The sequence below is a fragment of the Streptomyces sp. NPDC088817 genome, assembly GCF_044750345.1.
Taxonomy (GTDB): Bacteria; Actinomycetota; Actinomycetes; order Streptomycetales; family Streptomycetaceae; genus Streptomyces.
In genome coordinates this window covers 23,193-47,882 of the sequence record NZ_JBIVJN010000014.1, presented here as the reverse complement: position 1 = coordinate 47,882, position 24,690 = coordinate 23,193, and the positions used below count along the sequence as shown (strand labels likewise).

Here is a 24,690-nt window from a genome sequence, read left to right as displayed (position 1 = left end):
GCTCAGGTGCGGGAGCCGAGGACCTCCGCCAGGTCGTAGCGGACCGGCTCCTCCAACTGGGCGTAGGTGCAGCTCTCCGGCGTGCGGTCCGGGCGCCAGCGGCGGAAGCGGGCCGTGTGCCGGAACCGGGCCCCGTTCTCCATGTGGTCGTAGGCCACCTCGGCCACCCGCTCCGGGCGCAGCGGCACCCAGGACAGGTCCTTCTTCCCCGACCAGCGGCTGGGCGCGCCCGGCAGCCGGGCCGCCTCGTGGGCAGCCTCGTCCGACCAGGCCGCCCACGGGTGCCCGGCCACGTCGTCCATCCGCAGCGGCTCCAGCTCCTCGATCAGCTCGGCGCGCCGCTTCATCGGGAACGCGGCGCACACGCCCACGTGCTGGAGGGTGCCCCGGTCGTCGTAGAGGCCGAGCAGCAGCGAGCCGACGACCGGGCCGCTCTTGTGGTGACGGAACCCGGCGACCACCACGTCCGCCGTGCGCTCGTGCTTGACCTTGAACATGGCCCGCTGGTCCTGGAGATAGCGCAGCCCCAGCGGCTTGGCGACGACACCGTCCAGGCCCGCGCCCTCGTACTGCTCGAACCAGCGCCGGGCCACCTCGACGTCGGTCGTCGCGGGTGCCACGTGCACCGGGGCGGTCACCTCCGCCAGCGCCCGGACCAGCAGCGCACGCCGGTCGGACAGCGGCACGTCCAGCAGGGACTCGCCGTCCAGGGCCAGCAGGTCGAAGGCCACGAAGGAGGACGGGGTCCGTTCCGCCAGCATGCGTACCCGGGAGTCCGCCGGGTGGATCCGTTCGGTCAGCGCGTCGAAGTCCAGCCGGCCCTCCCGCGCGATCACGATCTCCCCGTCCAGCACGCACCGCTCGGGCAGCCGCTCCCTGAGCGCCTCGACCAGCTCGGGAAAGTACCTGGTCAGCGGCTTTCCGGTGCGGCTGCCGAGCTCGACCTCGGCGCCGTCGCGGAACACGATCGCCCGGAACCCGTCCCACTTCGCCTCGTACTGCATGTCCGGCGGGATCCTCGCCACCGACTTGGCGAGCATCGGCTTCACGGGCGGCATCACCGGCAGGTCCATGCCTAGATTCTGCGCGCCCGCGCGCGGGCCCGCCCGGTGTGCGAGGCGCGCGCGCTGCCCCTACCGTGGCTCGCATGGGCGATGCGGTGGAACTGGAGGTCGGCGGCCGGACCGTACGGCTGTCCAGCCCGGACAAGGTGTTCTTTCCCGAGCCCGGATTCACCAAGCTGGACGTCGCCCGGTACTACCAGTCCGTCGCCCCCGGCATCCTGCGCGCCCTGCGCGACCGCCCCACCACCCTGGAGCGCTACCCGGACGGCATCACCGGCGAGTGGTTCTTCCAGAAGCGGGCGCCCAAGGGGATGCCCTCATGGATTCCCACCGCCCACATCACCTTCCCCAGCGGACGCAGCGCCGACGAGATGTGCCCCACGGAGGAGGCCGCCGTGGTGTGGGCCGCCCAGTACGGCACGCTCACCTTCCACCCCTGGCCGGTGCGCCGCGACGACGTCGACCACCCCGACGAACTGCGCATCGACCTCGACCCGCAGCCCGGCACCGACTTCACCGACGCCGTGCGCGCCGCCCACGAACTGCGGTCCCTGCTGGAGGAGTTCGGGGGACTGCGCGGCTGGCCCAAGACCTCCGGCGGGCGCGGTCTGCACGTGTTCGTGCCGATCCAGCCGCGCTGGACCTTCACCCAGGTACGGCGCGCCGCGATCGCCGTGGGCCGGGAGATGGAGCGCCGGATGCCCGAGCAGGTGACGATCAAGTGGTGGAAGGAGGAGCGCGGCGCCCGGATCTTCCTGGACTACAACCAGACGGCCCGCGACCGCACCATCGCCTCCGCCTACTCCGTGCGCCCCCGCCCCCACGCCCCCGTCTCGGCGCCCCTGCGCTGGGAGGAGGTCGGCGCTGCCCGGCCCGAGGACTTCGACGTTGCCACCATGCCGGCCCGGTTCGCCGAAGTCGGCGACGTGCACGCCGACATGGACGACCACGCCTACTCCCTGGAGGCCCTGCTGGAGCTGGCCGCCCAGGACGAACGCGACCACGGCCTCGGCGATCTGCCCTACCCGCCCGAGTATCCGAAGATGCCCGGCGAGCCGAAACGGGTCCAGCCGAGCCGGGCGAGGAAGCAGGGCCCGGACGCCGGCTGAGTCCGCCCGGCACCCTCGGTGGAAGGCGCGTTGCGGGACGAGAGCGCTCTCACGACGGGGCCCGTGCGCGGTTATCCTGATCCACAACCGCCGGTGAGGAGCCCAGAAGTGACCGAGACAGCGTCGCGTCCCACGTTGGAGGCCGTGGCCGCGCGTGCGGGGGTGTCGCGGGCCACCGTGTCCCGGGTCGTGAACGGCGGGGACGGGGTGCGGGAGCCGCTGGCCGAGCGGGTGCGCCGGGCCGTGGAGGAACTCGGGTACGTGCCGAACCAGGCCGCCCGCAGCCTGGTGACCAAGCGGCACGACGCCGTCGCCGTCGTCATCGCCGAACCGGAGACCCGGGTCTTCGCCGACCCCTTCTTCGCCCTGCAACTGAGGGGCATCAGCAAGGAGCTGACGGCCCACGACTCGCAGCTCGTGCTGCTGCTGACGGAGGGGCGCGACGACCACGCCAGGGTCGGGCGCTATCTCGCCGGCGGCCATGTGGACGGCGCGCTCGTGTTCTCGCTGCACCTGGACGACCCGCTGCCGGGGCTGATCCGGCGCGCCGGGGTGCCGACCGTGTTCGGCGGGCGGCCCGGCTGGAGCGACGACTCCGCCCCCGGCGCCGCGGACTCCGCGCGGACGGCCGGGAGCTCCGCGGTCGTCTACGTCGACTGCGACAACCGGGGCGGGGCGCGGGAGGCCGTACGGCATCTGGTCGGCCTCGGCCGGACCAGGATCGGGCACATCACCGGTGCCCTCGACCAGACCTCGGCGGCGGACCGGCTCGACGGCTTCCGGGACGTGATGGTCGACGCCGACCCGCGGCTGATCGTGGAGAGCGACTTCACCCCGGCCGGCGGCGAACGCGCCATGCGCGAACTCCTCGACCGCTGCCCGGACCTGGACGCGGTGTTCGCCGCCAACGACCTCACCGCCTCCGGAGCCCTGCGCGTGCTGCGCGAGCGCGGACTGCGGGTCCCCGAAGACGTCGCCGTGGTCGGCTTCGACGACATGCTGCCCGTGGCCGAGCAGACCGAGCCGCCGCTGACGACCGTGCGTCAGGACATAGAGGGGATGGGCCGGCTGATGGCGCGCCTCCTGCTGCGCGGCCTCGACGGGCACGGCGCCGAGGCCGGGGTGGGCGGCGCGCCGCGCGGTGTCGTCCTGCCGACCACACTCGTACGGCGCGCCTCCGCGTAAAGCCCCTCTGCGGGGCGCCGGGGTGGCCTCACGCCGCCGACGGGGTGCTCCTGATCACCGCGAAGCGGGCGCCGTAGGGGTCGGCGAGCCGGGCGATGCGGCCGACTCCCGTGACGTCGGTGGCCGGCACCCGGATCGTGCCGCCCAGTTCCTCGGCCCTGGCCACCGTCGCGTCCGTGTCCCGGACCTCGAAGTACGGCAGCCAGTACGCGCCCGTCTTCGCCTCGGTCGGGTCGTCGGAGAGGGCCACGATGCCGCCGAACATGGCGTCCTCGCCGCCCTCGGCGGGATTCACGCACGTGTAGGTGCCGCCCGGGAAGGGCACGCCGGAGGTCTCCAGGCCCAGCACCTTGTGGTAGAACGCGGCCGCTGCGGCGATGTCCGCCGTGTACAGCTCGACCCAGCACAGCGAGCCCGCCTCGCCGGCCACGTCCACGCCCTTGATCCGCCCCGGCTGCCAGAGGCCGAACGGCACGCCCGCCTTGTCGGCGAGGACCGCCATGTGGCCCTCGCCCATGACGTCCATGGGCTGGACCAGCACGGTGCCGTGCGCCTCCTCGGCGGCCTTGGCGGTGGCCGCCGCGTCGGCGCTCTGGAAGTACACGGTCCAGGAGGGCGGCCCCTGCTCCGGCGAGGTCTGCATCCCGCCGGCCACCGTCCTGCCGCCGAGCTGGAAGAAGCCGTACCCACCGGCCTGCGGGCCGGCCGACTGGAACTCCCAGCCGAAGAGAGCGCCGTAGAAGGAGCGGGCGCCGTCGATGTCGGGGGTGCCGACATCGATCCAGTTCGGAGCGCCGTTGACGAAACGGGTGGTGAGCATCCTTGCCCTCCTTCGAGGTGCCCGAATCCATGCACTGCCGAGTCTGTCACCCCCCACTGACAACCGCCGCCGCAACACGACCGGGGCGTCCCCGCGCGCCGTCGTGCGTCCGCGGTGGGTCTGCGGCCATCATCGGGGCGGTGCGCGGGCACGGGTGTCCGCGTTGATCCGGCGTTGAGCGGATGTTTCGCGGCGGTCGGCACGATGGCGTGCATGCACTTCGAGACCACCGCCCCGGACGACATCGCCTGGCAGGAACGGGCCCTGTGCGCGCAGACCGGGGCCGACTTCTTCTTTCCCGAGCCGGGCAGTTCCGTGCGTGAGGCCAAGCGCATCTGCGGGATGTGCGAGATGCGCCCGGCCTGCCTGGAGTACGCCCTCGCCAACGACGAGCGCTTCGGCGTCTGGGGCGGGCTGTCCGAGAAGGAACGCCAGGCCCTCGGGCGGACCGGACGGTCCGCCTCGTGCGCCGGTGGCTGATCAGGCGCCGGCGCGCGCCGCCATCCGGGCCCGCCGCGCGGCGAGCCGCTCGTCGAACTTCGCCGCCTCCGCGTCCAGGCCGCCCATGAACAGGCCCAGCTCCTCCTGCGCCTGAAGACCCTCGGGGCCGAGCCCGTCGATCTCCAGGACCTTCAGGAAGCGCAGCACCGGCTGGAGTACGTCATCGTGGTGGATGCGCAGGTTGTAGACGCCGCCGATGGCCATCTGCGCCGCCGCCCGCTCGAAGCCGGGGATGCCGTGGCCGGGCATGCGGAAGTCGACGACCACGTCCCGCACCGCCTGCATGGTCAGGTCGGGCGCGAGTTCGAACGCCGACTTGAGCAGGTTGCGGTAGAAGACCATGTGCAGGTTCTCGTCCGTCGCGATGCGCGACAGCATGCGGTCGCAGACCGGATCGCCGGACTGGTGACCGGTGTTGCGGTGCGAGATGCGGGTGGCGAGCTCCTGGAAGGCGACGTACGCGACCGAGTGCAGCATCGAGTGCCGGTTGTCGGACTCGAAGCCCTCGCTCATGTGCGCCATCCGGAACTGCTCCAGCTTGTCCGGGTCCACCGCGCGCGAGGCGAGCAGGTAGTCGCGCATCACGATGCCGTGCCGGCCCTCCTCGGCCGTCCAGCGGTGCACCCAGGTGCCCCAGGCGCCGTCCCGGCCGAACAGGGTGGCGATCTCGTGGTGGTAGCTGGGGAGGTTGTCCTCGGTGAGCAGGTTGACCACCAGGGCGATCCGGCCGACCTCCGTGACCTTGGACTGCTCCTTGTCCCAGGCCTCGCCGTCCTCGAAGAGCCCGGGGAAGTTGCGGCCGTCGCTCCAGGGCACGTACTCGTGCGGCATCCAGTCCTTGGTGACCTTCAGATGCCGGTTCAGCTCCTGCTCGACCACTTCCTCCAGCGCGTACAGCAGTCGCGCGTCGGTCCATGCGGACGGGCTGCCGAGGTGAGGAGAGGTAAGGGTCACGGAAACTCCAGGGGGACGCGTGAAGAAGCGGGAGCGGGCAAGGGCGGAACGCAACGGGCCCGGCGAGCGGTGCACGGGAACCTACGGGATCGTAGGCTACGAATCCGTAGGTTACGAATCCGTAGGTTAAGTTCGCTGTAAAGGTGGCTGATCAGATGGGTGCGCGCCGGAGTTGACGGGTCCCCAGAACCAGCCCAGCATCGCAGGTCCGGGGGCCGGCACAGGCACCGCCCAGCTCGTCAGGCGTGCAACTCCCGCAGCCGCACCGAGAGGCACGTCACACAGCCTTCGAGTTTCTCGAACTCGCCGATGTCCACCACGACCGGCTCGAAGCCGAGACCGCCGAAGAGTTCCGCCGTCCGCGGCGCGCTCGCCGCCATCAGCAGCCGGTCGCCGCCGAGCAGCACCACATGCCCGCCGGACTTCTCCGGCACCGGCAGGAAACGCGGGAAGAACGAGAAAAGCGACGGCGTGTCCACCTTCGGGACGTACCCCACGACCGTCCCGTCGGGCAGCGCCGTCACCGCCGACTTCAGGTGCAGCACCTTGCTCACCGGTACGGTCACGACCCGCGCCCCCAGCGGCTCGAACACCGCCCGCAACTGCCGCACACCGGCCGCGTTGGTGCGCCCGCCACGGCCGGCGTAGACCGTGTCGCCGACCTTCAGCACGTCCCCGCCGTCCAGAGTGCCCGGCTCCCGGACCCGGTTCACCGAGCAGCCCAGACGCGCCACGGCCTGCTCCACCGCGGCGGTCTCGGCGCGCCGGGTCCCGGCGCCCGGACGGGTGATCAGGGCGACGTTCCGGTACGTGACCACGGTGTCCTCCACGAACACCGCGTCGGGGCAGTCGTCGGCCGGCTCGACCTCGACCGTCTCCCAGCCGTGGTCGCGCAGCGCCTCGACGTACGCCTCCCACTGCCGCACCGCCAGCCCCACGTCGACCGCCTCCCGTTCGACATGGGTCACCAGACCTTCGGCGAGACGCGGGCCGGGACGGCGGACGAGGGCCTTCTTGCTGGGCACGAGGCGCCTTTCGTAGCTGCGCGTGATGGCGGCCCGGTGCGGCCGGGACCGCACCGGGCCGCCATCATGCGCCAAGCGCCCGCCCGGACAAAAGCCCGCTGGACGCTAATCGGGATCCGTGGCGGACTCCCGGGTGGTTTCCCGCAGTTCTCCCTCCTCCAGCAGCAGCCAGCGGGTGATGCCGATCGAGTCCAGGAACGGCAGGTCGTGACTGGCCACGACCAGGGCGCCCTCGTAGGACTCCAGGGCGGTCGTCAGCCGGCGCACGCTCGCCATGTCCAGGTTGTTGGTCGGCTCGTCCAGCAGGAGCAACTGCGGCGCGGGCTCCGCCAGCAGCAGCGCCGCCAGCGCGGCCCGGAAGCGTTCGCCGCCGGACAGCGTCGCCGCCTCCTGGTCGGCGCGGGCGCCCCGGAACAGGAAGCGGGCGAGCTGGGCCCGGATCCGGTTGTTGGTGGCGCCCGGCGCGAGACGGGCCACGTTCCCGGCGACGCTCAGCCCGTCGTCGAGGAGGTCCAGCCGCTGCGGCAGGAACCGCACCGGCACGTGCGCGGCCACCTCGCCCGACACCGGCGGCAACTCCCCGGCGACGGTACGCAGCAGCGTCGTCTTGCCCGCCCCGTTGCGCCCGATCAGCGCGACCCGCTCCGGACCGCGCAGGTCGATGCCCCCGTCCACGCGTGCGCCGTACGCCAGTTCCAGATCGCGCAGGGTGAGCACGGTCCGGCCCGGCGGTACGGCCGTGTACGGCAGGTCGACGCGGATCTCGTCCTCGTCCCGTACCGCCTCCACCGCCTCGTCCAGCCGCTCCCTGGCCTCGGCGAGCCGCTCCTCGTGCATGATGCGGTGCTTGCCCGCGGACTCCTGTGCCGCGCGCTTGCGGCCCCCCATGACGATCTTCGGCTCGCGCTTCTGGGCCCACATCTTCTGGCCGTACCGCTTGCGCCGGGCCAGTTTGACCTGCGCGTCGGCCAGTTCGCGTCGCTGCCTGCGCACATCGGCCTCGGCGACGCGCACCATGCGCTCGGCCGCCTCCTGCTCCAGGGCGAGGGCCTCCTCGTACGCCGAGAAGTTCCCGCCGTACCAGGTGACCTGGCCGGAGCTGAGGTCGGCGATCTGGTCGACCAGCTCCAGGAGTTCGCGGTCGTGGCTGACCACGACCATCACGCCCGGCCAGGACTCGACGGCCGCGTACAGCCGGCGGCGCGCGTACAGGTCGAGGTTGTTGGTCGGTTCGTCGAGCAGCAGCACGTCAGGCCGGCGCAGCAGCAGCGCGGCCAGCCGCAGCAGCACCGACTCGCCGCCCGAGACCTCGCCGACGGTGCGGTCCAGGCCGATGCGGCCGAGCCCGAGCTCGCCGAGGGTGGCCAGGGCGCGTTCCTCCACGTCCCAGTCGTCGCCGACCGTCTCGAAGTGCTCCTCGGCGACGTCACCGGCCTCGATGGCGTGCAGCGCGGCCCGCTGCGCGGCGATGCCGAGCGCCTCGTCGACCCGGAGCGCGGTGTCGAGCGTGACGTTCTGCGGGAGGTGGCCGACCTCGCCGGTGACGCGGACGGAACCGCCGGTCGGCCCGAGTTCGCCGGCGATCAGTTTCAGCAATGTCGATTTTCCTGAGCCGTTGACCCCGACCAGGCCGGTCCGGCCGGGACCGAAGGCGAGGTCGAGGCCGGGGAGGACGGAGCTGCCGTCGGGCCAGGTGAAGGAAAGGGAGGTACAGGTGATGGATGCGGACATGGGCGCCTCGCGGTGGCTGGGTGCGGTCAGTGTCGGACGCGTGTGAGACACCGCGGGGCGAGGCCACCGTGTAGGAGGGGAGCCGAGGGGCAGGAGAAGAGCCCTGGGCCGGAATTCCTTCGGGACGGCTCGGACGCCGAGGTCGCACGCCACGCACACACCTGACCGGTGTGACGCGGTGCCTCAGGACCTCAGACGAGCAACGTCCCTCTCCAATCGACGGCAACAGGACCGCTGCAAACGGTAGGAGGAGCCGGGACACCTGTCAAAGAAATAATGGGCGGCCCGAGCCCCCTCGGAAGGAGGCACCCGTGTCCGACGGTTCGCTCTCGCTGCCCGCCCGGCTCTACCTGCTGGCCTGGGACACCGGGCGGATGAGGATCACCGGCACCGCTCAGCCGCACCATCCGGTCCGGGCCGGCGCCCTCACCGAGCTGGCCCAGCGCGGGCTGCTCGTCGACGACGACGGCATCGCCGTACCCGCCGGACTGGACGCGAGCACCGGTGACCCCGTGCTCGACGGACTGCTCGAACTCGTCCAGGAGTCCCGTCCCCGCCGCTGGAGGACCTGGGTGACGCTGCACGCACGGACCACCCTCGACGCCGTGCGGGAGCAGCTGGCCGCCGAGGGGTACCTGCGCGCCGAGCGGCGCCGGGTCCTCGGTGTCCTCCCGTCCGTGGACTACGCCCTGGAGCGCGTCGCCGCCGTGGACGCGCTGCGGGAGGAGGCGCGCCGGGTGCTGGAGGGCCCGCTGCCGGCCGCGGAGGTCCCCGAACGCGACGCGGCCGTCGTCGCCCTCGCGGCCGCTGCCGGGCTGCGCACCCTGCTGTCCGCCGAGGACCGCGGGCGCCGCATGGCACGCGTCGAGGAGCTGACCGACCGCGCCGGAGCCGCGGCTCCGGCGCTGCGCCGGGTGGTGCGCGAGGTGAACGCGGCGGTGATCGTCGCGGCCGCGGCGGCCGCCACGGCGGCCGACTGAACGCGACCGCCCGCCTGTCAGCAGGCGTCGCGCATCAGTTCCGCCAGGTCGTGGTCCAGGTCGAGCTGGAGGTGCTCCAGGCCCAGCGGCACCAGCTCGCTCGTGGACTCCAGGAAGCGCCGTATCTCACCGCTGCGGATGTGCACCACGGCCGTGCCCTCGGGGGCGTGGAACTCCAGGACCGTACGGTCGTAGCCGTACGGGCGCACCCGTACGTCGCCGTCGCCCTGGGGCTCCCGCAGACCGGCCGTCAGCAGCTCACGGGCGAAGATCCAGCAGACCTCCACGCCTTCGAGGGTGGCCGGGGCCGGGAAGGTCATACGGACGGCGAACGGGTCGCGCCGGTCGTAGTGCAGCGTGGCGGGAATGCTGTGCATCCGTGGCGTGGCGGAGACCAGGCGCGCCTCCACGAACTGCTCGATGTCGGTGGACAAGGCCTTGCTCCCTTGTGACGGCTGGACGAACCTCCGGTCGGATGAGGCCGGGCACTGGAAGAGACGACGGAAGCCGCCGATCCGTGCACACGAGGAGCGAGTGACCTCCGTCACCGCCTTCATGCACGCAAGTGACGCGACTCCCGTGTCGCTCGACTGGAGGACTGGAGATCGCCCGATATGGCGAATCGATCCAGAATTGCGGGTATCCGTTCCTTGCACCAGAGAGGAAGTGAACGGCATGCCACGCGGTTCCAGTTCCAAGCGCGAGCGCCAGTACGAGCACATCAAGGAGAGCGCGCAGGACCGGGGGGAGAGCACCGAACGCGCGAAGGAGATCGCCGCGCGCACGGTGAACAAGGAGCGTGCCCGCAGCGGCGAGTCGAAGACCGCGAGCCGCACCTCCACCCAGGACATGTCCTCCGGCAGGCGGGGCGGTCAGCGCTCGGGCCGTGGCTCCGAGGGGCCCACCTACGACCAGCTCTACGAGGAGGCCAAGCGGCGCAACATCCACGGCCGCTCGGACATGAACAAGCAGCAGTTGCGGCAGGCCCTCGACAAAGGCTGACCCCCCGCAACGAGCCCGGCGGGCCCGCCTCCGGTCAGGACGCGGGCCCGCCCGGCCGTGCGGTGCCCGCGTGGCCGTACGCTCGGCCGTCATGACGACGACCGTACGCATTCCGGCGGGCTGGCCCGCCACCGAGGAGCAGGCCCGCGCCGTCCAGGACGAGTTGCGCGGACGGGTGGTGCGCGACGAGCCGGGACCGCCGCCCGGGACGGGCCATGTCACGGGGGTCGACGTCGCCTACGACGACGAGCGGGACCTCGTCGCGGCGGCGGCCGTCGTCCTGGACGCGGCCACCCTGAGCGTCGTCGCCGAGGCGACTGCCGTCGGGCGCGTCTCCTTCCCGTACGTGCCCGGGCTGCTGGCGTTCCGCGAGATCCCCACCGTGCTCGCCGCGCTGGACGCCCTGCCCTGCCCGCCCGGCCTGGTCGTCTGCGACGGCTACGGCCTCGCCCACCCCCGGCGCTTCGGTCTGGCGAGCCACCTCGGCGTGCTGACCGGACTGCCGGCCATCGGCGTCGCCAAGAACCCGTTCACCTTCACCCACGAGGATCCGGACACCCCACGCGGCAGCGCCTCCCCGCTGCTCGCCGGCCCGGACGAGGTCGGCCGGGCCCTGCGCACCAGGGACGGCGTCAAACCGGTCTACGTCTCCGTCGGCCACCGGGTGGACCTGGACAACGCCTGCGCGCACACCCTCGCCCTCACCCCGCACTACCGTCTCCCGGAGACGACCCGCCGCGCCGACGCCCTGTGCCGCCGCGCCCTGCGCGAGGCCGGGGCGGCCGGGCTCAGCGGCTCGCCGCGATCCGGAAGGTGAGGCCCGCGCGGCGCAGTCGGTCGATGAGGGCGTCGCCCATGGCCGTCGCGGTGGTGACCTGGCCCGCCGTCGGCGGGAGGTCGTCCAGGGCCAGGGCGAGCGCCGACTCGGCGAACATCTTCGCCGTCTCGCCGTACCCCGGGTCGCCGCCCGCGACCTCGGTGTACACCTGCCGTCCGCCGCCCTCGCCCACGAATCGCAGCGAGAACCAGCTCCTGGCCCGCCGCTCCTCGCTCGGCCCGGCACCGGGCTGCAGCCGCCCGGACAACCAGCGCCGGGCGGGCGGCAGTTGCGCGGCGGCCATGACCGCGCCCAGGGCGGCGGCACCGCCCACGGCGACCGGCAGACGCCGTACGGCGGCGTAGTGGCGGTAGCGGAAGTCCGGGCCGTAACGTTCCAGCACGCGCGCCGAGCGCCGCACGATCTGCGGGTCGATGGTCGGCAGCGGCACCGCCCAGGCGCCCACCTCCCCGGCGAACCGCGGCGCGCCCGCCGGTGTGACCGCCCGCCGCCCCAGCAGCCGCGGCTCGTGCCGCGCCCGGTCCCGCGCGGCGGCCCGCACCCGCAGGGGACGCGCGAACTGGCTGAGCGCCGACGCGAGGGTCCCACCCGAGAAGGCGGCGTCCACCCGGACGAATCCGTCCACGGTCAGCGGTACGCCCTCCGGCAGCTGCCGGACGGTGAAGTACACCCCCAGGTCGGCCGGGACGGAGTCGAAGCCGCAGGCGTGCACCAGGCGCGCCCCGGTCTCGCGCGCGCGTGCGTCGTGCCGCACGTACACCAGGTCCACGAACTCGGGCTCGCCGCACAGGTCCAGGTAGTCCGTGCCGCTGTCGGCGCAGGCGGCGACGAGTTCCTCGCCCGCGGCCGTGTACGGGCCCACGGCGGTGGCCAGCACGCGCGCGTGCCGGGCGAGGTCGCGCAGGGAGTCCGGGTCGGCCACGTCCGCGCGCAGCACTCCGACGGACGCACCCGAGGGCAGCCGCTCGCGCAGCTCCTCCAGCCGTTCCCCGCTGCGCCCGGCGATCGCCCAGCGCAGCCCCTCGGGGGCGTGTGCGGCGAGGTACTCCGCGGTGAGCGTCCCCACGAAGCCGGTGGCCCCGAAGAGGACGACGTCGTACGGACGGTCGGAGTTCTTCAGCCTGCTCATGACACTCCTCGCTCTCGCAGCCCGCGCCGCTGTCGGTGGCCGAGGCTAGCGTGAGGAGTGCGGTGTACGGCGGCGAGGGCCCGCCGAGCACGTCTTCGGTACCTTGGCTAAGCGCTTGCTCGCCGAGGGCTTGTATCCACTGGAACCCGTTCCTAGCATCGTTGGTGTTACATCGGTTGTGTCACAGTGAGGGGACCTGATGGCAACGGCAGAGCCGACGGGGCGGCACGGCCCGCTGACCGGCGTGCGCGTGGTCGAGCTGGCCGGCATCGGCCCCGGCCCGTTCGCCGCGATGCTGCTGGCCGACCTCGGCGCCGACGTCGTACGGGTGGACCGCCCCGACGGCGCCGGACTCGGCATCGACCCCGCCCACGACCTCACCAACCGCAACAAGCGCTCGGTGGTCGTCGACCTGAAGTCGCCGGACGGCCCCGCCCGCGTCCTCGGTCTCGCCGCCCGCGCCGACGTCCTCGTCGAGGGCTACCGCCCCGGCGTCGCCGAGCGCCTGGGCGTCGGCCCCGAGGCCTGCCACGCCCGCAACCCGCGGCTGGTCTACGCCCGGATGACCGGCTGGGGCCAGGACGGACCGCTCGCCCCGCGCGCGGGACACGACATCGCCTACATCGCCGTGACCGGCACCCTCGGCATGATCGGCGAACCGGACACGCCCCCGGCCGTCCCCGCCAACCTCCTCGGCGACTACGCCGGCGGCTCCCTCTACCTCGTGGTCGGCGTCCTCGCCGCCCTGCACCACGCGCGCGCGACCGGCACCGGCCAGGTCGTGGACGCCGCGATCGTCGACGGCACCGCCCACCTCTCCGCGATGATCCACGGCATGCTCGCCGCCGGCGCCTGGCAGGACCGCCGCGGAGCCAACCTCCTGGACGGCGGCTGCCCGTACTACGGCACCTACGAGACCGCGGACGGCCGGTACATGGCGGTCGGAGCCCTGGAGCAGCGGTTCTACGACGAGTTCGCCGGACTGCTCGGCCTGGACGAGCCGGCCGGGGCCCGTACCGACCACACCCGCTGGGGGGAACTGCGCGAGGCGGTCGCCGCCCGCTTCAAGTCCCGCACCCGGCAGGAGTGGACCGAGGTCTTCGAGGGCTCCGACGCCTGCGTGGCCCCCGTGCTGTCGCTGCGCGAGGCCCCGCACCACCCGCACCTCGCCGCCCGCGGCACCTTCACGGAGCACGCCGGCGTCACCCAGCCCGCCCCCGCGCCCCGCTTCTCCGCCACCCCCACCGCCGTGCGCACCGCCCCCGCCCGGCCCGGCGACGGCGCGGCGGCCGTGGCCCGCGACTGGGACCTGCCCGCCCTCCTGGAGAACAGGAACGAGGGGGACAACGAAACCGTGGAGGCCGGCTCCTGACGGACCCACGACCGTGCCCCGCTCCCCGGCCCCTGCCACCCGCTCCCCGGACACCACCCTCGTCGAAAGGCTTGTCAGTGAGCACCGAAGCGTACGTGTACGACGCGATCCGCACCCCGCGCGGGCGCGGCAAGGCCAACGGCGCCCTGCACGGCACGAAGCCCATCGACCTGGTCGTCGGCCTCATCCACGAGATCCGCGACCGCTTCCCCGGCCTCGACCCTGCCGCCGTCGACGACATCGTGCTCGGCGTCGTCGGCCCGATCGGCGACCAGGGCTCCGACATCGCCCGGATCGCCGCCATCGCCGCGGGACTGCCGGACACGGTGGCCGGTGTGCAGGAGAACCGCTTCTGCGCCTCCGGCCTCGAAGCCGTCAACCTGGCCGCCGCCAAGGTGCGCTCCGGCTGGGAGGACCTGGTCCTCGCGGGCGGCGTCGAGTCGATGTCCCGGGTGCCGATGGCCTCCGACGGGGGCGCCTGGTTCAACGACCCGATGACCAACCTCGCCGTCAACTTCGTGCCCCAGGGCATCGGCGCCGACCTGATCGCCACCATCGAGGGCTTCTCCCGGCGGGACGTCGACGAGTACGCCGCCCTGTCCCAGGAGCGCGCGGTCACCGCCTGGAAGGAGGGCCGCTTCGACCGCTCCGTCGTCCCGGTGAAGGACCGCAACGGGCTCGTCGTCCTCGACCACGACGAGCACCCGCGCCCCGGCACCACCGCCGACTCGCTGGCGGCGCTCAAGCCGTCCTTCGCGGACATCGGCGACCTGGGCGGCTTCGACGCCGTCGCCCTGCAGAAGTACCACTGGGTGGAGAAGATCGACCACGTCCACCACGCGGGCAACTCCTCGGGCATCGTCGACGGGGCCTCACTCGTCGCCATCGGCTCCCGCGAGACCGGCGAGCGGTACGGACTCACCCCCCGCGCCCGGATCGTCTCCGCCGCCGTCTCCGGCTCCGAGCCCACCATCATGCTCACCGGGCCCGCTCCCGCCACCCGCAAGGCGCTCGCCAGGGCCGGCCTGACCATCGACGACATCGACCTCGTCGAGATCAACGAGGCGTTCGCGGCGGTCGTGCTGCGCTTCGTGAAGGACATGGGCCTGTCCCTGGACAAGGTCAACGTCAACGGCGGCGCCATCGCGCTGGGCCACCCGCTCGGCGCCACCGGCGCGATGATCCTCGGCACCCTCGTGGACGAACTGGAGCGCCAGGACAAGCGCTACGGCCTCGCGACCCTCTGCGTCGGCGGCGGCATGGGCGTCGCCACCATCGTCGAGCGCGTCTGACCCGCCCCCGGCGGCGCCCCCAGAACCCGGACCTCAACGGAGACCACGACATGACCGAGAGCACCACCATCCGCTGGGAGCAGGACGACACCGGCGTCGTCACCCTCGTGCTCGACGACCCGAACCAGTCGGCGAACACCATGAACCAGGCGTTCCGCGACTCCCTCGCCGCCGTCGCCGACCGGCTGGAGGCGGAGCGGGACTCCGTCCGCGGCGTCATCCTCACCTCCGCGAAGAAGACCTTCTTCGCGGGCGGCGACCTGCGCGACCTGATCCGGGTCACCCCGGACACCGCACAGGACCTCTTCGACGGCGGCCTCGCGCTCAAGCGGAACCTGCGCCGCATCGAGACCCTGGGCAAGCCGGTCGTCGCCGCCATCAACGGCGCTGCCCTGGGCGGCGGCTACGAACTCGCCCTGGCCTGCCACCACCGGATCGCGCTCGACACCCCCGGCATGAAGATCGGTTGCCCCGAGGTGACCCTCGGCCTGCTCCCCGGCGGCGGCGGAGTCGTCCGCAGCGTACGGATGCTGGGCATCACCGACGCCCTGCTCAAGGTGCTGCTCCAGGGCACCCAGTACAACGCGCGGCGCGCCCAGGAGAACGGGCTCGTCGACGAAGTGGCCACCTCCCAGGAGGAGTTGCTCGTCAAGGCGCGGGCCTTCATCGACGCCAACCCCGAGTCCGCGCAGCCCTGGGACAAGCCCGGCCACCGCATCCCGGGCGGCACCCCGGCGAACCCCAAGTTCGCCGCCAACCTGCCCGCCTTCCCGGCCAGTCTGCGCAAGCAGACGAACGGCGCCCCCTACCCGGCCCCGTGCAACATCCTGGCCGCCGCCGTCGAGGGCGCCCAGGTCGACTTCGAGACCGCCCAGGTCATCGAGGCACGTTACTTCGTGGAACTGGCCGCGGGGCAGACCTCGAAGAACATGATCCAGGCGTTCTTCTTCGACCTCCAGGCCGTCAACTCCGGTGCCAGCCGCCCCCGGGGCGTCGAACCCCGCCAGGTGCGCAAGGTGGCCGTCCTCGGCGCCGGGATGATGGGCGCGGGCATCGCCTACGCCTGCGCCCGCGCCGGTATCGAGGTCGTCCTGAAGGACGTGTCCGCGGAGGCCGCCGCCAAGGGCAGGGGCTACTCCGAGAAGCTGTGCGCCAAGGCCGTCGCCAAGGGCCGTACCAGCCAGGAGAAGGCGGACGCGGTGCTCGCCCGGATCACGCCCACCGCGGAGGCGGCCGACCTCGCGGGCTGCGACGCGGTGATCGAGGCCGTCTTCGAGGACCCGGCGCTCAAGCACAAGGTGTTCCAGGAGATCGAGCAGGTCGTCGCGCCGGACGCGCTGCTGTGCTCCAACACCTCCACCCTGCCGATCACCCTGCTCGCCGAGGGCGTCGAGCGCCAGGCCGACTTCATCGGGCTGCACTTCTTCTCACCCGTGGACAAGATGCCCCTGGTCGAGATCATCAAGGGCGAGCGCACCGGCGACGAGGCCCTGGCCCGCGCCTTCGACCTGGTCCGGCAGATCAACAAGACCCCGATCGTCGTCAACGACTCGCGCGGCTTCTTCACCTCCCGGGTCATCGGCCAGTTCATCAACGAGGGCGTGGCCATGGTCGGCGAGGGCATCGACCCCGCGTCGGTCGAACAGGCGGCGGCCCAGGCGGGCTACCCGGCCAAGGTGCTGTCCCTGATGGACGAGCTGACCCTCACCCTGCCCCGGAAGATCCGGGCCGAGTCGCGGCGGGCGGTGGAGGAGGCGGGCGGCACCTGGACCCCGCACCCCGCGGACGCGGTCGTCGACCGCATGGTCGACGAGTTCGGCCGCACGGGCCGCAGCGGCGGCGCCGGCTTCTACGACTACGGCGAGGACGGCTCCCGCACCGGCATCTGGCCCGGCCTGCGCGAACACTTCACGAAGCCCGGACACGAGATCCCGTTCCGGGACATGCAGGAGCGCATGCTCTTCGCCGAGGCGCTCGACACGGTCAGGCTCCTGGAGGAGGGCGTCCTGACCTCCGTCGCCGACGCCAACATCGGCTCGGTCCTCGGCATCGGCTTCCCGGGCTGGACCGGCGGGGTGCTGCAGTACATCAACGGCTACGACGGCGGTGTGCCCGGCTTCGTGGAACGCGCGCGGGAACTCGCCGGGCGCTACGGCGAGCGGTTCGCCCCGCCGGCGCTGCTGGTGGCGAAGGCGGAGAAGGGGGAGACCTTCACCGACGCGCGCTGAGAATCCGTTCAGCCGGACGACGGCTCCTGCGGCCCCCGGGCATCCGCTCCCCGGGGGCCCTCCCGCCCGGCCGTGTCCAGCCACTCCCGCAGCTCCTCCTTCAGCGAGCGCTGGAAGGTGGTGAGCAGGGCCTGCACCACCAGGGGGTGCATCAGGGCCGACAGGGACCTCACGTCCCGGGTGTCGCGTTCGGCGACGGCGTCGCGCAGCAGCTCCGACAGCTCGTGGGCGGCCGTACGCGCGTGCTCGGTCAGCACCGTGCGGGCGGCGAGGATCGTCTCCTGGGACAGCGGTACGCCGAGGAGCTCCACGCCGAGCCGCAGCAGACCGGAGTCGACGCGGAAGGAGTCCCCGTCGGCCTCGACGACGTTCATCGCGGCCAGCCGCCGCAGGTCCTCCTCGCCGAGCGGCCGGCCGGCCCGGCGCTCCAGCTCCCGCCGGGACAGCGACTCCACGGTGTCCGGAGCCCAGGACGCGACCACGGCGCGGTGGATGGCGAGGTCGTGCGGGGTGAGGTCCGGCGGAAGCTGCCGCAGATGACGCTCGATCGCGGCGAGCGTCATGCCCCGCCGCTGCATCTCCTCGATCAGCGCCAGCCGCGCCAGGTGCTCCTCGCCGTAGCGGCCCACCCGGCGCGGGCCGAGCACCGGCGGCGGGAGCAGGCCCCGGCCGCTGTAGAAACGGACCGTGCGCACCGTGACGCCGGCCCGCGCGGCCAGCTCGTCGATCGTGAGGGTCGGCTCGTCGGAGTCGGTCGTCATCGCAGCAGTATCGCTGTCCCACCAGTACTGTGAAACCCCTGACCTGCCGGTGTGCGGACGGTGACCGATAAGCGAAGGTCGTGTGAGAAGTCCCGCTCTGTGACGTCGGCCATCGCTCGGCGGTCCACCTGCCTGGGAAGCTGCTGTTCTGGTCTGTACCGCGATCATGGGTGGTGCGGGCCGCAACACGTACGGACACCCGGGCGCGTGCCGCCCGGGGCACCAGAGAGTGGAACCACCCGTGAGCAAGGAATCCGCGCACACGGCCGAGGTCGCCCCCCACACCCAGGCGACCGGGACGCCCGCAGACGCGGGCGACGCCGGATACAGCAAGGACCTCAAGCACCGCCACGTCAATATGATCGCCATCGGCGGGGCGATCGGCACCGGACTCTTTCTAGGAGCGGGCGGTCGCCTGCACAACGCGGGCCCCGCCCTGGCGCTGGCCTACCTCGTGTGCGGCGTCTTCGCGTTCTTCGTCGTCCGGGCCCTCGGCGAGCTGGTCCTGTACCGGCCCTCGTCCGGCTCCTTCGTGTCGTACGCGCGCGAGTTCCTCGGTGAGAAGGGCGCCTACGTCGCCGGCTGGATGTACTTCCTGAACTGGTCGACGACCGGTATCGCCGACATCACGGCGATAGCGCTCTACACGCACTACTGGAGCATGTTCACGCCCGTACCGCAGTGGGTGCTCGCGCTGATCGCCCTCGCCGTGGTCCTCACCGTCAACCTGATCTCGGTGAAGATCTTCGGCGAGATGGAGTTCTGGTTCGCGATCGTCAAGGTCGCCACCCTGGTCGGCTTCATGCTGATCGGCATCTTCCTGCTGGCCACCCAGCACCCCGTCGGCGGGCACACCCCCGGCCTGAACATGATCACCGACCACGGCGGCCTGCTCCCGCACGGAGCCATGCCGGTCGTCCTGGTGATGCAGGGCGTGATCTTCGCCTACGCCGCCCTGGAACTGGTCGGCGTCGCCGCGGGCGAGACCGCCGAACCGGAGAAGGTCGTCCCGCGCGCGGTGAACTCCATCATGTGGCGTGTGGGCCTCTTCTACGTCGGATCGGTGGTCCTGCTGGCCCTGCTGCTGCCCGGCTCGGTCTACGCGGCCGGGGAGAGCCCGTTCGTCACGGTCCTGTCGAAGATCGGCGTACCGGCGGCCGGCGACATCATGAACCTCGTGGTCCTCACGGCCGCCATGTCGTCCCTGAACTCCGGCCTGTACTCCACCGGCCGCATCCTGCGCTCCATGGCCATGGCGGGCTCCGCGCCCCGCTTCACCCGCGTGATGAGCCGCAGCCAGGTCCCCTACGGCGGCATCCTGCTGACCTGCGCGGTCTGCGTGCTCGGCGTCGGCCTGAACTACCTCGTGCCCAGCCAGGCCTTCGAGATCGTGCTGAACGTCGCCTCCCTGGGCATCGTCAGCACCTGGGTGATCATCATGATCTGCCACCTGGTCTTCGTCCGCCGCGCCCGGGAGGGCCGGGTCACCCGCCCGCACTTCCGCCTCCCCGGCAGCCCGGTCACCGAGATCGCCACGATCGCCTTCCTGCTGGCCTGCCTGGGCCTCATGTGGAACGACCCGGACGTGGGCCGCAAGACTCTCCTGCTGATCCCGCTGATCGCGATCCTGCTGGTCGCCGGCTGGTTCGCCGTCCGCCGCCGTGTCGGCCGCACCGCCGATCAGGAACTCTCCGACCTCACGAACTGACACTCCACGCCTCTGCCGGTGAGACCCCGGCCGAGGGGTGGGGCCGGGCGGCCGACTCGGCCGCCCGGCTCGGGGTCACCTGGTGTGCACGTCGTTCGTCGCTTCGATCTTCTTCCACGACCTCGGCCGAGCGGTCGGACCCTGCGTCTTCGTCAGGGACGCCGCGCGTGCCGCCGGGGCGGCCGGCTTGGCCGGCTGGAACAGCCAGGTGTCGAAGAGGACCGCGAGCGGCTTGCCGGAGACCTGTTCGGCGTACTTCTGGAAGTCGGCCACGGAGGCGTTGCCGTAGGCGTGCTTCTGCGGCCAGCCCTTCAGCAGGGCGAAGAACGCCTTGTCGCCGATCTCGTTGCGCAGCGCCTGCACCGCGAGCGCGCCCCGGTCGTAGACCGCGATGTCGAACTGGTCGTCCGGACCCGGATCGCCCGGCGCGACCGTCCAGAAGGGGTCGCCGGCGGGGTGCGAGGCGTACACCCAGTCCGCCAGCTCCTGCGTGGTGCCCTCGCCCTCGTGCTCGGACCACAGCCACTGGGCGTAGCGCGCGAAGCCCTCGTTGATCCAGATGTCCTTCCAGCCCTTCAGCGACACGCTGTCGCCGTACCACTGGTGGGCCAGTTCGTGCACCACGACGGACGTGTTGGAGCCGTTGGCGAACTGCTTCGGGCTGTAGTACACCCGGGTCTGCGTCTCCAGCGCGTATCCGGTCGTCGTGTTCGGCACGTAGCCGCCCGCCGAGGCGAACGGATACGGCCCGAAATAGCCGCTCAGCCAGTCGACGATCTCACCGGTGCGCTCCACGCTCGCCCGGGCCGCCCCGGCGTTGTCGCCGAGGTCCCTGCTGTAGGCGTTGAGGACGGGGACGCCGTCCTCCGAGGTGCCCTTCGTGATGTCGAACTTCCCGATCGCGAGCGTCGCCAGATACGTGGCCTGCGGCTTGTTCTGGCGCCAGTTGTACCGGGTCCAGCCGAGCTGCGAGCTGGTCGACTGCAGGGCGCCGTTGGAGATTGCCTGCGTGCCGTCCGGCACGGAGACCGACACGTCGTAGGTGGCCTTGTCGCTCGGGTGGTCGTTGCTCGGGAACCACCACCAGGCCGCCTCCGGCTCGTCCGCCGCGATCCCGCCGTCCGGGGTGCGGTGCCAGGTGGTGAAGCCGTACGCGCTCTTCGTGGACGGCACACCGCTGTAGCGGACCACCACCGTGATCGGCGTGTCCTTGTCCAGCGGCTTCTTCGGGGTGATCACCAGCTCGTGCTGACCGGAGAACGCGTGGGCGGCGGTGGCGCCGTTGACCCGCACCTCGCTGACGTCCAGCAGGAAGTCCAGGTCGAAGCTGGACAGGTCCTGCGTGGTCCGTGCCTCGATCGTCGCCGTGCCCTCCAGCTCGTCCGTGGCCGGCTGGTACTTCAGCCGGAGGTCGTAGTGGGAGACGTCGTATCCGCCGTTGCCGTAGTACGGGTAGTAGGGGTCGCCGATGCCCGGTGCGCCGGGGGAGTGGCTCGCGGCCGATGCCGGGATCGCCAGCAGCAGGGTGGCCGCCGCCAGTGCGCCCGGCGCGATCATTCTGCGGTGCACGTCAGCTCCAAGTCGTAGGGGCACGAGGTTGGTTCGGAGCCTATTGAGTCCCGGTGGCCACAGACGTGTCCATGCCCACTCCCGTCACACGATCGCCATTCGGCCGTCATGAGCGAAACACGCTCAGGGACCTTTCGAGCCACGCCCATGGACGCGCGTGGACTGAGCGGACCGACCGGAGCGCACCCGCTCAGGCGGCCGGGGACGCCAGTCGGGCCGCCCGGTGCGCACAGCCCCAGGCCACGGTGACCCCGGCCCCTCCGTGCCCGTAGTTGTGCACCAGTGCCCGCCCGCCCGGCAGCTCCTCGCGTTCCAGCCGCACCGCGTGCCGGACCGGCCGCAGCCCCACCCGGTGCCCCAGCACCCGCGCCCCGGCGATCTCCGGCCTGAGGACCGCGCACCGTTCGACGATCAGCTCGGCCATCGCCGGATCGGGCGTCTGCGACCAGTCGTCCTCCTCGGCCGTGCCGCCGAGGACGAGCCCGCCCGGCTGCGGGAAGACGTAGGTGGAGGACTCCGAGACGGGGTCGACCGCCGTCAGCCACGTCGTGATCCCCGGGTTCTCCACGACGACGAGCTGACCGCGCACGGGACGCACCGCGGGATCGGGGACGAGCTCACGGGCGCCGAGGCCGGTGCAGTTCACGACGACCGGCGCGTCGACCGCCGCCAGATCCGTCACCGCCCGCTCCTCCACGACCCCGCCCGCTTCGACCAACCGCTCGCGCAGCCACGGCAGATGAGCCGACATGTCGATCAGCGGAAGCCGCGCCCACAGCGCCGTTCCCGCCGCCCACTCCCCGGCGCGCGCCGGGCGCAGGGAGGGCACCCGCGCCGCCCACGGCCCCAGCGATTCCAGCCGCGTCCCGGCGTGCACCCCCTCGACCAGGCGTACGCCTGTCTCGTCGGGACGCGCCGCCAACTCCTCGTACACGGCCAGGGATTCGAGCGACCACTCACCGACGAGCGACTCCGGCTCGATCCGGTACGGCCACCACAGCGCTCCGGCGACCGCCGACGTCGTGCGTTCGGCGGGCTCCCGCGTCCACACCCGCACCCGCAGGCCGCGCTCGGCCAGCACGACGGCCGTTGTCAGCCCGATGACGCCGCCGCCGACCACCACCACCTCGGCACCCGGCTCACTCTCCACGCAGCGCACGGTAGCGGAAGGCACACACCGCGCCCAGCTCGACCCCGGGCCCGTAATGGGCACGGCACGCCTGCCGAGCGCATGGTCCACATCCATGCCGGCGAGCCGCGCCAGTACGCCGCCGTCCTCTTCGGCCCGGGGGCGGCCCGGCCGAACGCGTCGTCGTCCGGGGCGCCTTCGCGCGCGCCGACGTGGCCCGCGTCGACGGAGCGCCTCCGGTCGTGCCGCTCCTGGCCGCCCGGACCGGACAGGCCCTGGGCCCCGCCCCCCGTCGAGCGGCGCCGGCCGGCCCGGCTGCCGGCCGGCGGCGGCTCGGCGGACGGCCGGGGGCCCTGCTGGTGGTGGCGGTGGTGCACGGAGAGGCGTCGGGGTGCCGCCGTTAGGATCGGTCCTCTGATGACTGCCACACTCGTTGCCAAGAACCTCGCCGCCGGGCACGGCGACCGCGCGCTGTTCGCCGGACTGGACCTCGTCGTCGCGCCCGGGGACGTGATCGGGCTGGTCGGCGCCAACGGCGCGGGCAAGTCCACCCTGCTCAGGATGCTCGCCGGGCTGAGCACCCCGGAAGAGGGCGAGGTCACCCTGTCCCCGCCGTCGGCGAGCGTCGGGCACCTGCCGCAGGAGCCGGAGCGACGGGCCGGGGAGACCGTACGGGAGTTCCTCGCCCGGCGCACCGGGGTGGCCGCGGCCCAGCGGGCCATGGACGAGGCCACGCAGGCCCTCGTCGACGGGGCACCGGGCGCGGACGACGCGTACGCGAGCAGCCTGGAGCGGTGGCTCGGCCTCGGCGGCGCCGACCTCGACGAACGCGCCGACGAGGTCGCCGACTCGCTCGGCCTGGCCGTCGGTCTCGACCAGCCCATGACGTCCCTCTCCGGCGGCCAGGCGGCCCGCGCCGGACTCGCCTCGCTGCTGCTGTCCCGCTACGACGTCTTCCTGCTCGACGAGCCGACCAACGACCTCGACCTGGCCGGCCTGGAGCGCCTGGAGCGGTTCGTGACCGGCCTGCGCGCCGGGACGGTCGTCGTCAGCCACGACCGCGAGTTCCTCACCCGCACCGTCACCAAGGTCCTCGAACTCGACCTCGCCCAGGGGCGGATCAACCTCTACGGCGGCGGATACGCGGCCTATCTGGAGGAGCGGGACGTCGCCCGCCGGCACGCCCGCGAGGACTACGAGGAGTACGCCGACAAGAGGGGCGCCCTCCAGGACCGGGCCCAGATGCAGCGGGCCTGGATGGACAAGGGCGTGAAGAACGCCCGGCGCAGGGCGGGCGGCGACAACGACAAGATCGGCCGCAAGTTCCGCAGCGAGGCCAGTGAGAAGCAGGCCGCGAAGGCCCGCCAGACCCAGCGCATGATCGAACGGCTCGAGGTCGTCGAGGAGCCCCGCAAGGAGTGGGAGCTGCGCATGGAGATCGCGTCGGCCCCGCGGTCGGGCGCGGTCGTCGCCACGCTCCGGGAGGCGGAGGTGCGGCGGGGCGGCTTCGTGCTGGGCCCGGTGGACCTCCAGATCGACTGGGCGGACCGGGTGGCGGTCACGGGGGCCAACGGCGCGGGCAAGTCGACGCTGCTGGCCGCGCTGCTGGGGCGGATCCCGGTGGACGCCGGGCACGCCGCGCTCGGCTCCGGCGTGCTGATCGGCGAGGTCGACCAGGCCCGCCGCGTCTTCCACGGCGCCGAGGCCCTGCTGGACGCCTTCTGCGCGGCGGTGCCGGACACCGAGCCGGTGGAGGCGCGGACGCTGCTCGCCAAGTTCGGTCTCAAGGCGGACCATGTGACGCGTCCCGCCGCGACGCTCTCCCCGGGCGAGCGGACGCGGGCCGCGCTCGCCCTCCTCCAGGGCAGGGGCGTGAACCTCCTGGTCCTGGACGAGCCCACCAACCACCTGGATCTGCCGGCCATCGAGCAACTGGAGTCGGCGCTGGACTCCTACCAGGGCACCCTGCTGCTGGTCACCCACGACCGCCGCATGCTCGACGCGGTCCGCGTCACCCGCCGACTGGAGGTCGCCGAGGGCAAGGTGACGGAGCGCTAGACGTTTTCCTGCCTTGCGGGGACCCGCGGCGAACCGTCCGGCACGGGGTCTTACACTCGGTCACCGTTGCCCAGCGGAACGAAACCGCAGATCGGAAGGCATGGTCACCCATGTTCCAAGACGCCCCCATTTATCACCAACTCGTAGCCGAGCGAGGCGACGTGCCCGCGCGCGTGCGTGACGCGGCCACGACCATACAAAGGCAGCTCGAGGACGTGATGCGAACGGGGCACCC

Annotated in this window: 21 protein-coding genes; 11 read left to right on the top strand and 10 right to left on the bottom strand. The window is 72.5% G+C overall.

Annotated features, from left to right (window positions below):
* Positions 1-2: 2 nt before the first annotated feature.
* Complete coding sequence (locus tag ACIP4X_RS24555; protein WP_358731788.1) at positions 3-1,073, bottom strand: ATP-dependent DNA ligase; 1,071 nt, start codon at positions 1,071-1,073, stop codon at positions 3-5.
* 74 nt (positions 1,074-1,147) lie between these two features.
* Between ACIP4X_RS24555 and ligD the strand changes: the two genes are divergently transcribed.
* Positions 1,148-2,173, top strand: coding sequence for a non-homologous end-joining DNA ligase (gene ligD / locus ACIP4X_RS24550; protein WP_358731790.1), 1,026 nt, complete (start codon positions 1,148-1,150; stop codon positions 2,171-2,173).
* 108 nt (positions 2,174-2,281) lie between these two features.
* Positions 2,282-3,358 carry a LacI family DNA-binding transcriptional regulator gene (locus ACIP4X_RS24545; RefSeq protein ID WP_401350603.1) on the top strand — a complete coding sequence of 359 codons (1,077 nt, stop codon included), beginning with the start codon at positions 2,282-2,284 and terminating at the stop codon, positions 3,356-3,358.
* Positions 3,359-3,386: 28 nt separating this feature from the next.
* Here the strand turns inward: ACIP4X_RS24545 and ACIP4X_RS24540 are convergent, their stop codons facing one another.
* Positions 3,387-4,178 (bottom strand): VOC family protein, encoded by a 792-nt coding sequence (locus ACIP4X_RS24540; protein ID WP_391458441.1) that lies wholly within the window; start codon positions 4,176-4,178, stop codon positions 3,387-3,389.
* Between the two features lie 213 nt (positions 4,179-4,391).
* Between ACIP4X_RS24540 and ACIP4X_RS24535 the strand changes: the two genes are divergently transcribed.
* On the top strand, positions 4,392-4,658 hold the full coding sequence (locus ACIP4X_RS24535) for a WhiB family transcriptional regulator (protein WP_358731796.1): 267 nt from the start codon (positions 4,392-4,394) through the stop codon (positions 4,656-4,658).
* Here ACIP4X_RS24535 and ACIP4X_RS24530 read toward each other — a convergent pair whose 3' ends face one another.
* From ACIP4X_RS24530 to ACIP4X_RS24520, 3 genes are all read right to left on the bottom strand, one after another.
* Positions 4,659-5,633, bottom strand: coding sequence for an acyl-ACP desaturase (locus tag ACIP4X_RS24530; RefSeq protein ID WP_358731798.1), 975 nt, complete (start codon positions 5,631-5,633; stop codon positions 4,659-4,661).
* A gap of 239 nt (positions 5,634-5,872) precedes the next feature.
* Positions 5,873-6,658: a dimethylargininase gene (ddaH, locus tag ACIP4X_RS24525; protein WP_358731799.1), complete on the bottom strand. Its 786-nt coding sequence runs from the start codon at positions 6,656-6,658 to the stop codon at positions 5,873-5,875.
* 105 nt (positions 6,659-6,763) lie between these two features.
* Positions 6,764-8,389, bottom strand: a complete 1,626-nt coding sequence (locus ACIP4X_RS24520; protein ID WP_401350598.1) for an ABC-F family ATP-binding cassette domain-containing protein — start codon at positions 8,387-8,389, stop codon at positions 6,764-6,766.
* A 311-nt stretch (positions 8,390-8,700) separates the two neighbouring features.
* Between ACIP4X_RS24520 and ACIP4X_RS24515 the strand changes: the two genes are divergently transcribed.
* On the top strand, positions 8,701-9,369 hold the full coding sequence (locus ACIP4X_RS24515; RefSeq protein WP_358731803.1) for a GPP34 family phosphoprotein: 669 nt from the start codon (positions 8,701-8,703) through the stop codon (positions 9,367-9,369).
* 17 nt (positions 9,370-9,386) lie between these two features.
* Here ACIP4X_RS24515 and ACIP4X_RS24510 read toward each other — a convergent pair whose 3' ends face one another.
* Positions 9,387-9,803 (bottom strand): SsgA family sporulation/cell division regulator, encoded by a 417-nt coding sequence (locus ACIP4X_RS24510; RefSeq protein ID WP_358731805.1) that lies wholly within the window; start codon positions 9,801-9,803, stop codon positions 9,387-9,389.
* Between the two features lie 241 nt (positions 9,804-10,044).
* Between ACIP4X_RS24510 and ACIP4X_RS24505 the strand changes: the two genes are divergently transcribed.
* Both ACIP4X_RS24505 and ACIP4X_RS24500 read left to right on the top strand, forming a co-directional pair.
* Positions 10,045-10,371, top strand: a complete 327-nt coding sequence (locus tag ACIP4X_RS24505) for a plasmid stabilization protein (protein ID WP_358731807.1) — start codon at positions 10,045-10,047, stop codon at positions 10,369-10,371.
* Between the two features lie 91 nt (positions 10,372-10,462).
* The gene (locus tag ACIP4X_RS24500; protein ID WP_358731808.1) at positions 10,463-11,188 is read left to right on the top strand and encodes an endonuclease V; all 726 of its coding nucleotides are present in this window, start codon (positions 10,463-10,465) and stop codon (positions 11,186-11,188) included.
* Here ACIP4X_RS24500 and ACIP4X_RS24495 read toward each other — a convergent pair.
* The gene (locus tag ACIP4X_RS24495) at positions 11,160-12,338 is read right to left on the bottom strand and encodes a saccharopine dehydrogenase NADP-binding domain-containing protein (RefSeq protein WP_358731810.1); all 1,179 of its coding nucleotides are present in this window, start codon (positions 12,336-12,338) and stop codon (positions 11,160-11,162) included. The two genes, ACIP4X_RS24500 and ACIP4X_RS24495, sit on opposite strands and share 29 nt — an antisense overlap.
* Positions 12,339-12,537: 199 nt before the next feature.
* Here ACIP4X_RS24495 and ACIP4X_RS24490 point away from each other — a divergent pair, with 199 nt between their 5' ends.
* From ACIP4X_RS24490 to ACIP4X_RS24480, 3 genes are all read left to right on the top strand, one after another.
* The gene (locus ACIP4X_RS24490; RefSeq protein ID WP_391458434.1) at positions 12,538-13,710 is read left to right on the top strand and encodes a CoA transferase; all 1,173 of its coding nucleotides are present in this window, start codon (positions 12,538-12,540) and stop codon (positions 13,708-13,710) included.
* Between the two features lie 77 nt (positions 13,711-13,787).
* Positions 13,788-15,002: an acetyl-CoA C-acetyltransferase gene (locus tag ACIP4X_RS24485; RefSeq protein ID WP_358731813.1), complete on the top strand. Its 1,215-nt coding sequence runs from the start codon at positions 13,788-13,790 to the stop codon at positions 15,000-15,002.
* Between the two features lie 50 nt (positions 15,003-15,052).
* Positions 15,053-17,230 (top strand): 3-hydroxyacyl-CoA dehydrogenase NAD-binding domain-containing protein, encoded by a 2,178-nt coding sequence (locus tag ACIP4X_RS24480; RefSeq protein ID WP_401350591.1) that lies wholly within the window; start codon positions 15,053-15,055, stop codon positions 17,228-17,230.
* Positions 17,231-17,238: 8 nt separating this feature from the next.
* Here the strand turns inward: ACIP4X_RS24480 and ACIP4X_RS24475 are convergent, their stop codons facing one another.
* Positions 17,239-17,991, bottom strand: coding sequence for a MerR family transcriptional regulator (locus ACIP4X_RS24475; protein WP_358731817.1), 753 nt, complete (start codon positions 17,989-17,991; stop codon positions 17,239-17,241).
* Positions 17,992-18,232: 241 nt separating this feature from the next.
* Between ACIP4X_RS24475 and ACIP4X_RS24470 the strand changes: the two genes are divergently transcribed.
* Positions 18,233-19,699 carry an amino acid permease gene (locus tag ACIP4X_RS24470; RefSeq protein WP_358731818.1) on the top strand — a complete coding sequence of 489 codons (1,467 nt, stop codon included), beginning with the start codon at positions 18,233-18,235 and terminating at the stop codon, positions 19,697-19,699.
* Positions 19,700-19,774: 75 nt separating this feature from the next.
* On the opposite strand, the gene ACIP4X_RS24465 is transcribed toward ACIP4X_RS24470, so the two are convergent.
* Positions 19,775-21,268 (bottom strand): M1 family metallopeptidase, encoded by a 1,494-nt coding sequence (locus ACIP4X_RS24465; RefSeq protein ID WP_358731820.1) that lies wholly within the window; start codon positions 21,266-21,268, stop codon positions 19,775-19,777.
* 190 nt (positions 21,269-21,458) lie between these two features.
* Complete coding sequence (locus ACIP4X_RS24460; protein WP_358731822.1) at positions 21,459-22,418, bottom strand: FAD-dependent oxidoreductase; 960 nt, start codon at positions 22,416-22,418, stop codon at positions 21,459-21,461.
* Positions 22,419-22,814: 396 nt separating this feature from the next.
* Between ACIP4X_RS24460 and ACIP4X_RS24455 the strand changes: the two genes are divergently transcribed.
* A complete protein-coding gene (locus tag ACIP4X_RS24455; RefSeq protein WP_391458428.1) occupies positions 22,815-24,455 on the top strand; it encodes an ATP-binding cassette domain-containing protein in 1,641 nt (546 codons plus the stop codon).
* Positions 24,456-24,690: the final 235 nt, after the last annotated feature.

Excerpts from the sequence above, each read along its gene's own strand:
- ACIP4X_RS24500 (WP_358731808.1), top strand. The coding sequence starts at position 10,463 with ATGACGACGACCGTACGCATTCCGGCGGGCTGGCCCGCCACCGAGGAG.
- ACIP4X_RS24455 (WP_391458428.1), top strand. The coding sequence starts at position 22,815 with ATGACTGCCACACTCGTTGCCAAGAACCTCGCCGCCGGGCACGGCGAC.
- ACIP4X_RS24520 (WP_401350598.1), bottom strand. The coding sequence starts at position 8,389 with ATGTCCGCATCCATCACCTGTACCTCCCTTTCCTTCACCTGGCCCGAC.
- ACIP4X_RS24475 (WP_358731817.1), bottom strand. The coding sequence starts at position 17,991 with ATGACGACCGACTCCGACGAGCCGACCCTCACGATCGACGAGCTGGCC.
- ACIP4X_RS24480 (WP_401350591.1), top strand. The coding sequence starts at position 15,053 with ATGACCGAGAGCACCACCATCCGCTGGGAGCAGGACGACACCGGCGTC.
- ACIP4X_RS24535 (WP_358731796.1), top strand. The coding sequence starts at position 4,392 with ATGCACTTCGAGACCACCGCCCCGGACGACATCGCCTGGCAGGAACGG.
- ACIP4X_RS24495 (WP_358731810.1), bottom strand. The coding sequence starts at position 12,338 with ATGAGCAGGCTGAAGAACTCCGACCGTCCGTACGACGTCGTCCTCTTC.
- ACIP4X_RS24540 (WP_391458441.1), bottom strand. The coding sequence starts at position 4,178 with ATGCTCACCACCCGTTTCGTCAACGGCGCTCCGAACTGGATCGATGTC.
- ACIP4X_RS24490 (WP_391458434.1), top strand. The coding sequence starts at position 12,538 with ATGGCAACGGCAGAGCCGACGGGGCGGCACGGCCCGCTGACCGGCGTG.
- ACIP4X_RS24505 (WP_358731807.1), top strand. The coding sequence starts at position 10,045 with ATGCCACGCGGTTCCAGTTCCAAGCGCGAGCGCCAGTACGAGCACATC.
- ACIP4X_RS24555 (WP_358731788.1), bottom strand. The coding sequence starts at position 1,073 with ATGGACCTGCCGGTGATGCCGCCCGTGAAGCCGATGCTCGCCAAGTCG.
- ligD (WP_358731790.1), top strand. The coding sequence starts at position 1,148 with ATGGGCGATGCGGTGGAACTGGAGGTCGGCGGCCGGACCGTACGGCTG.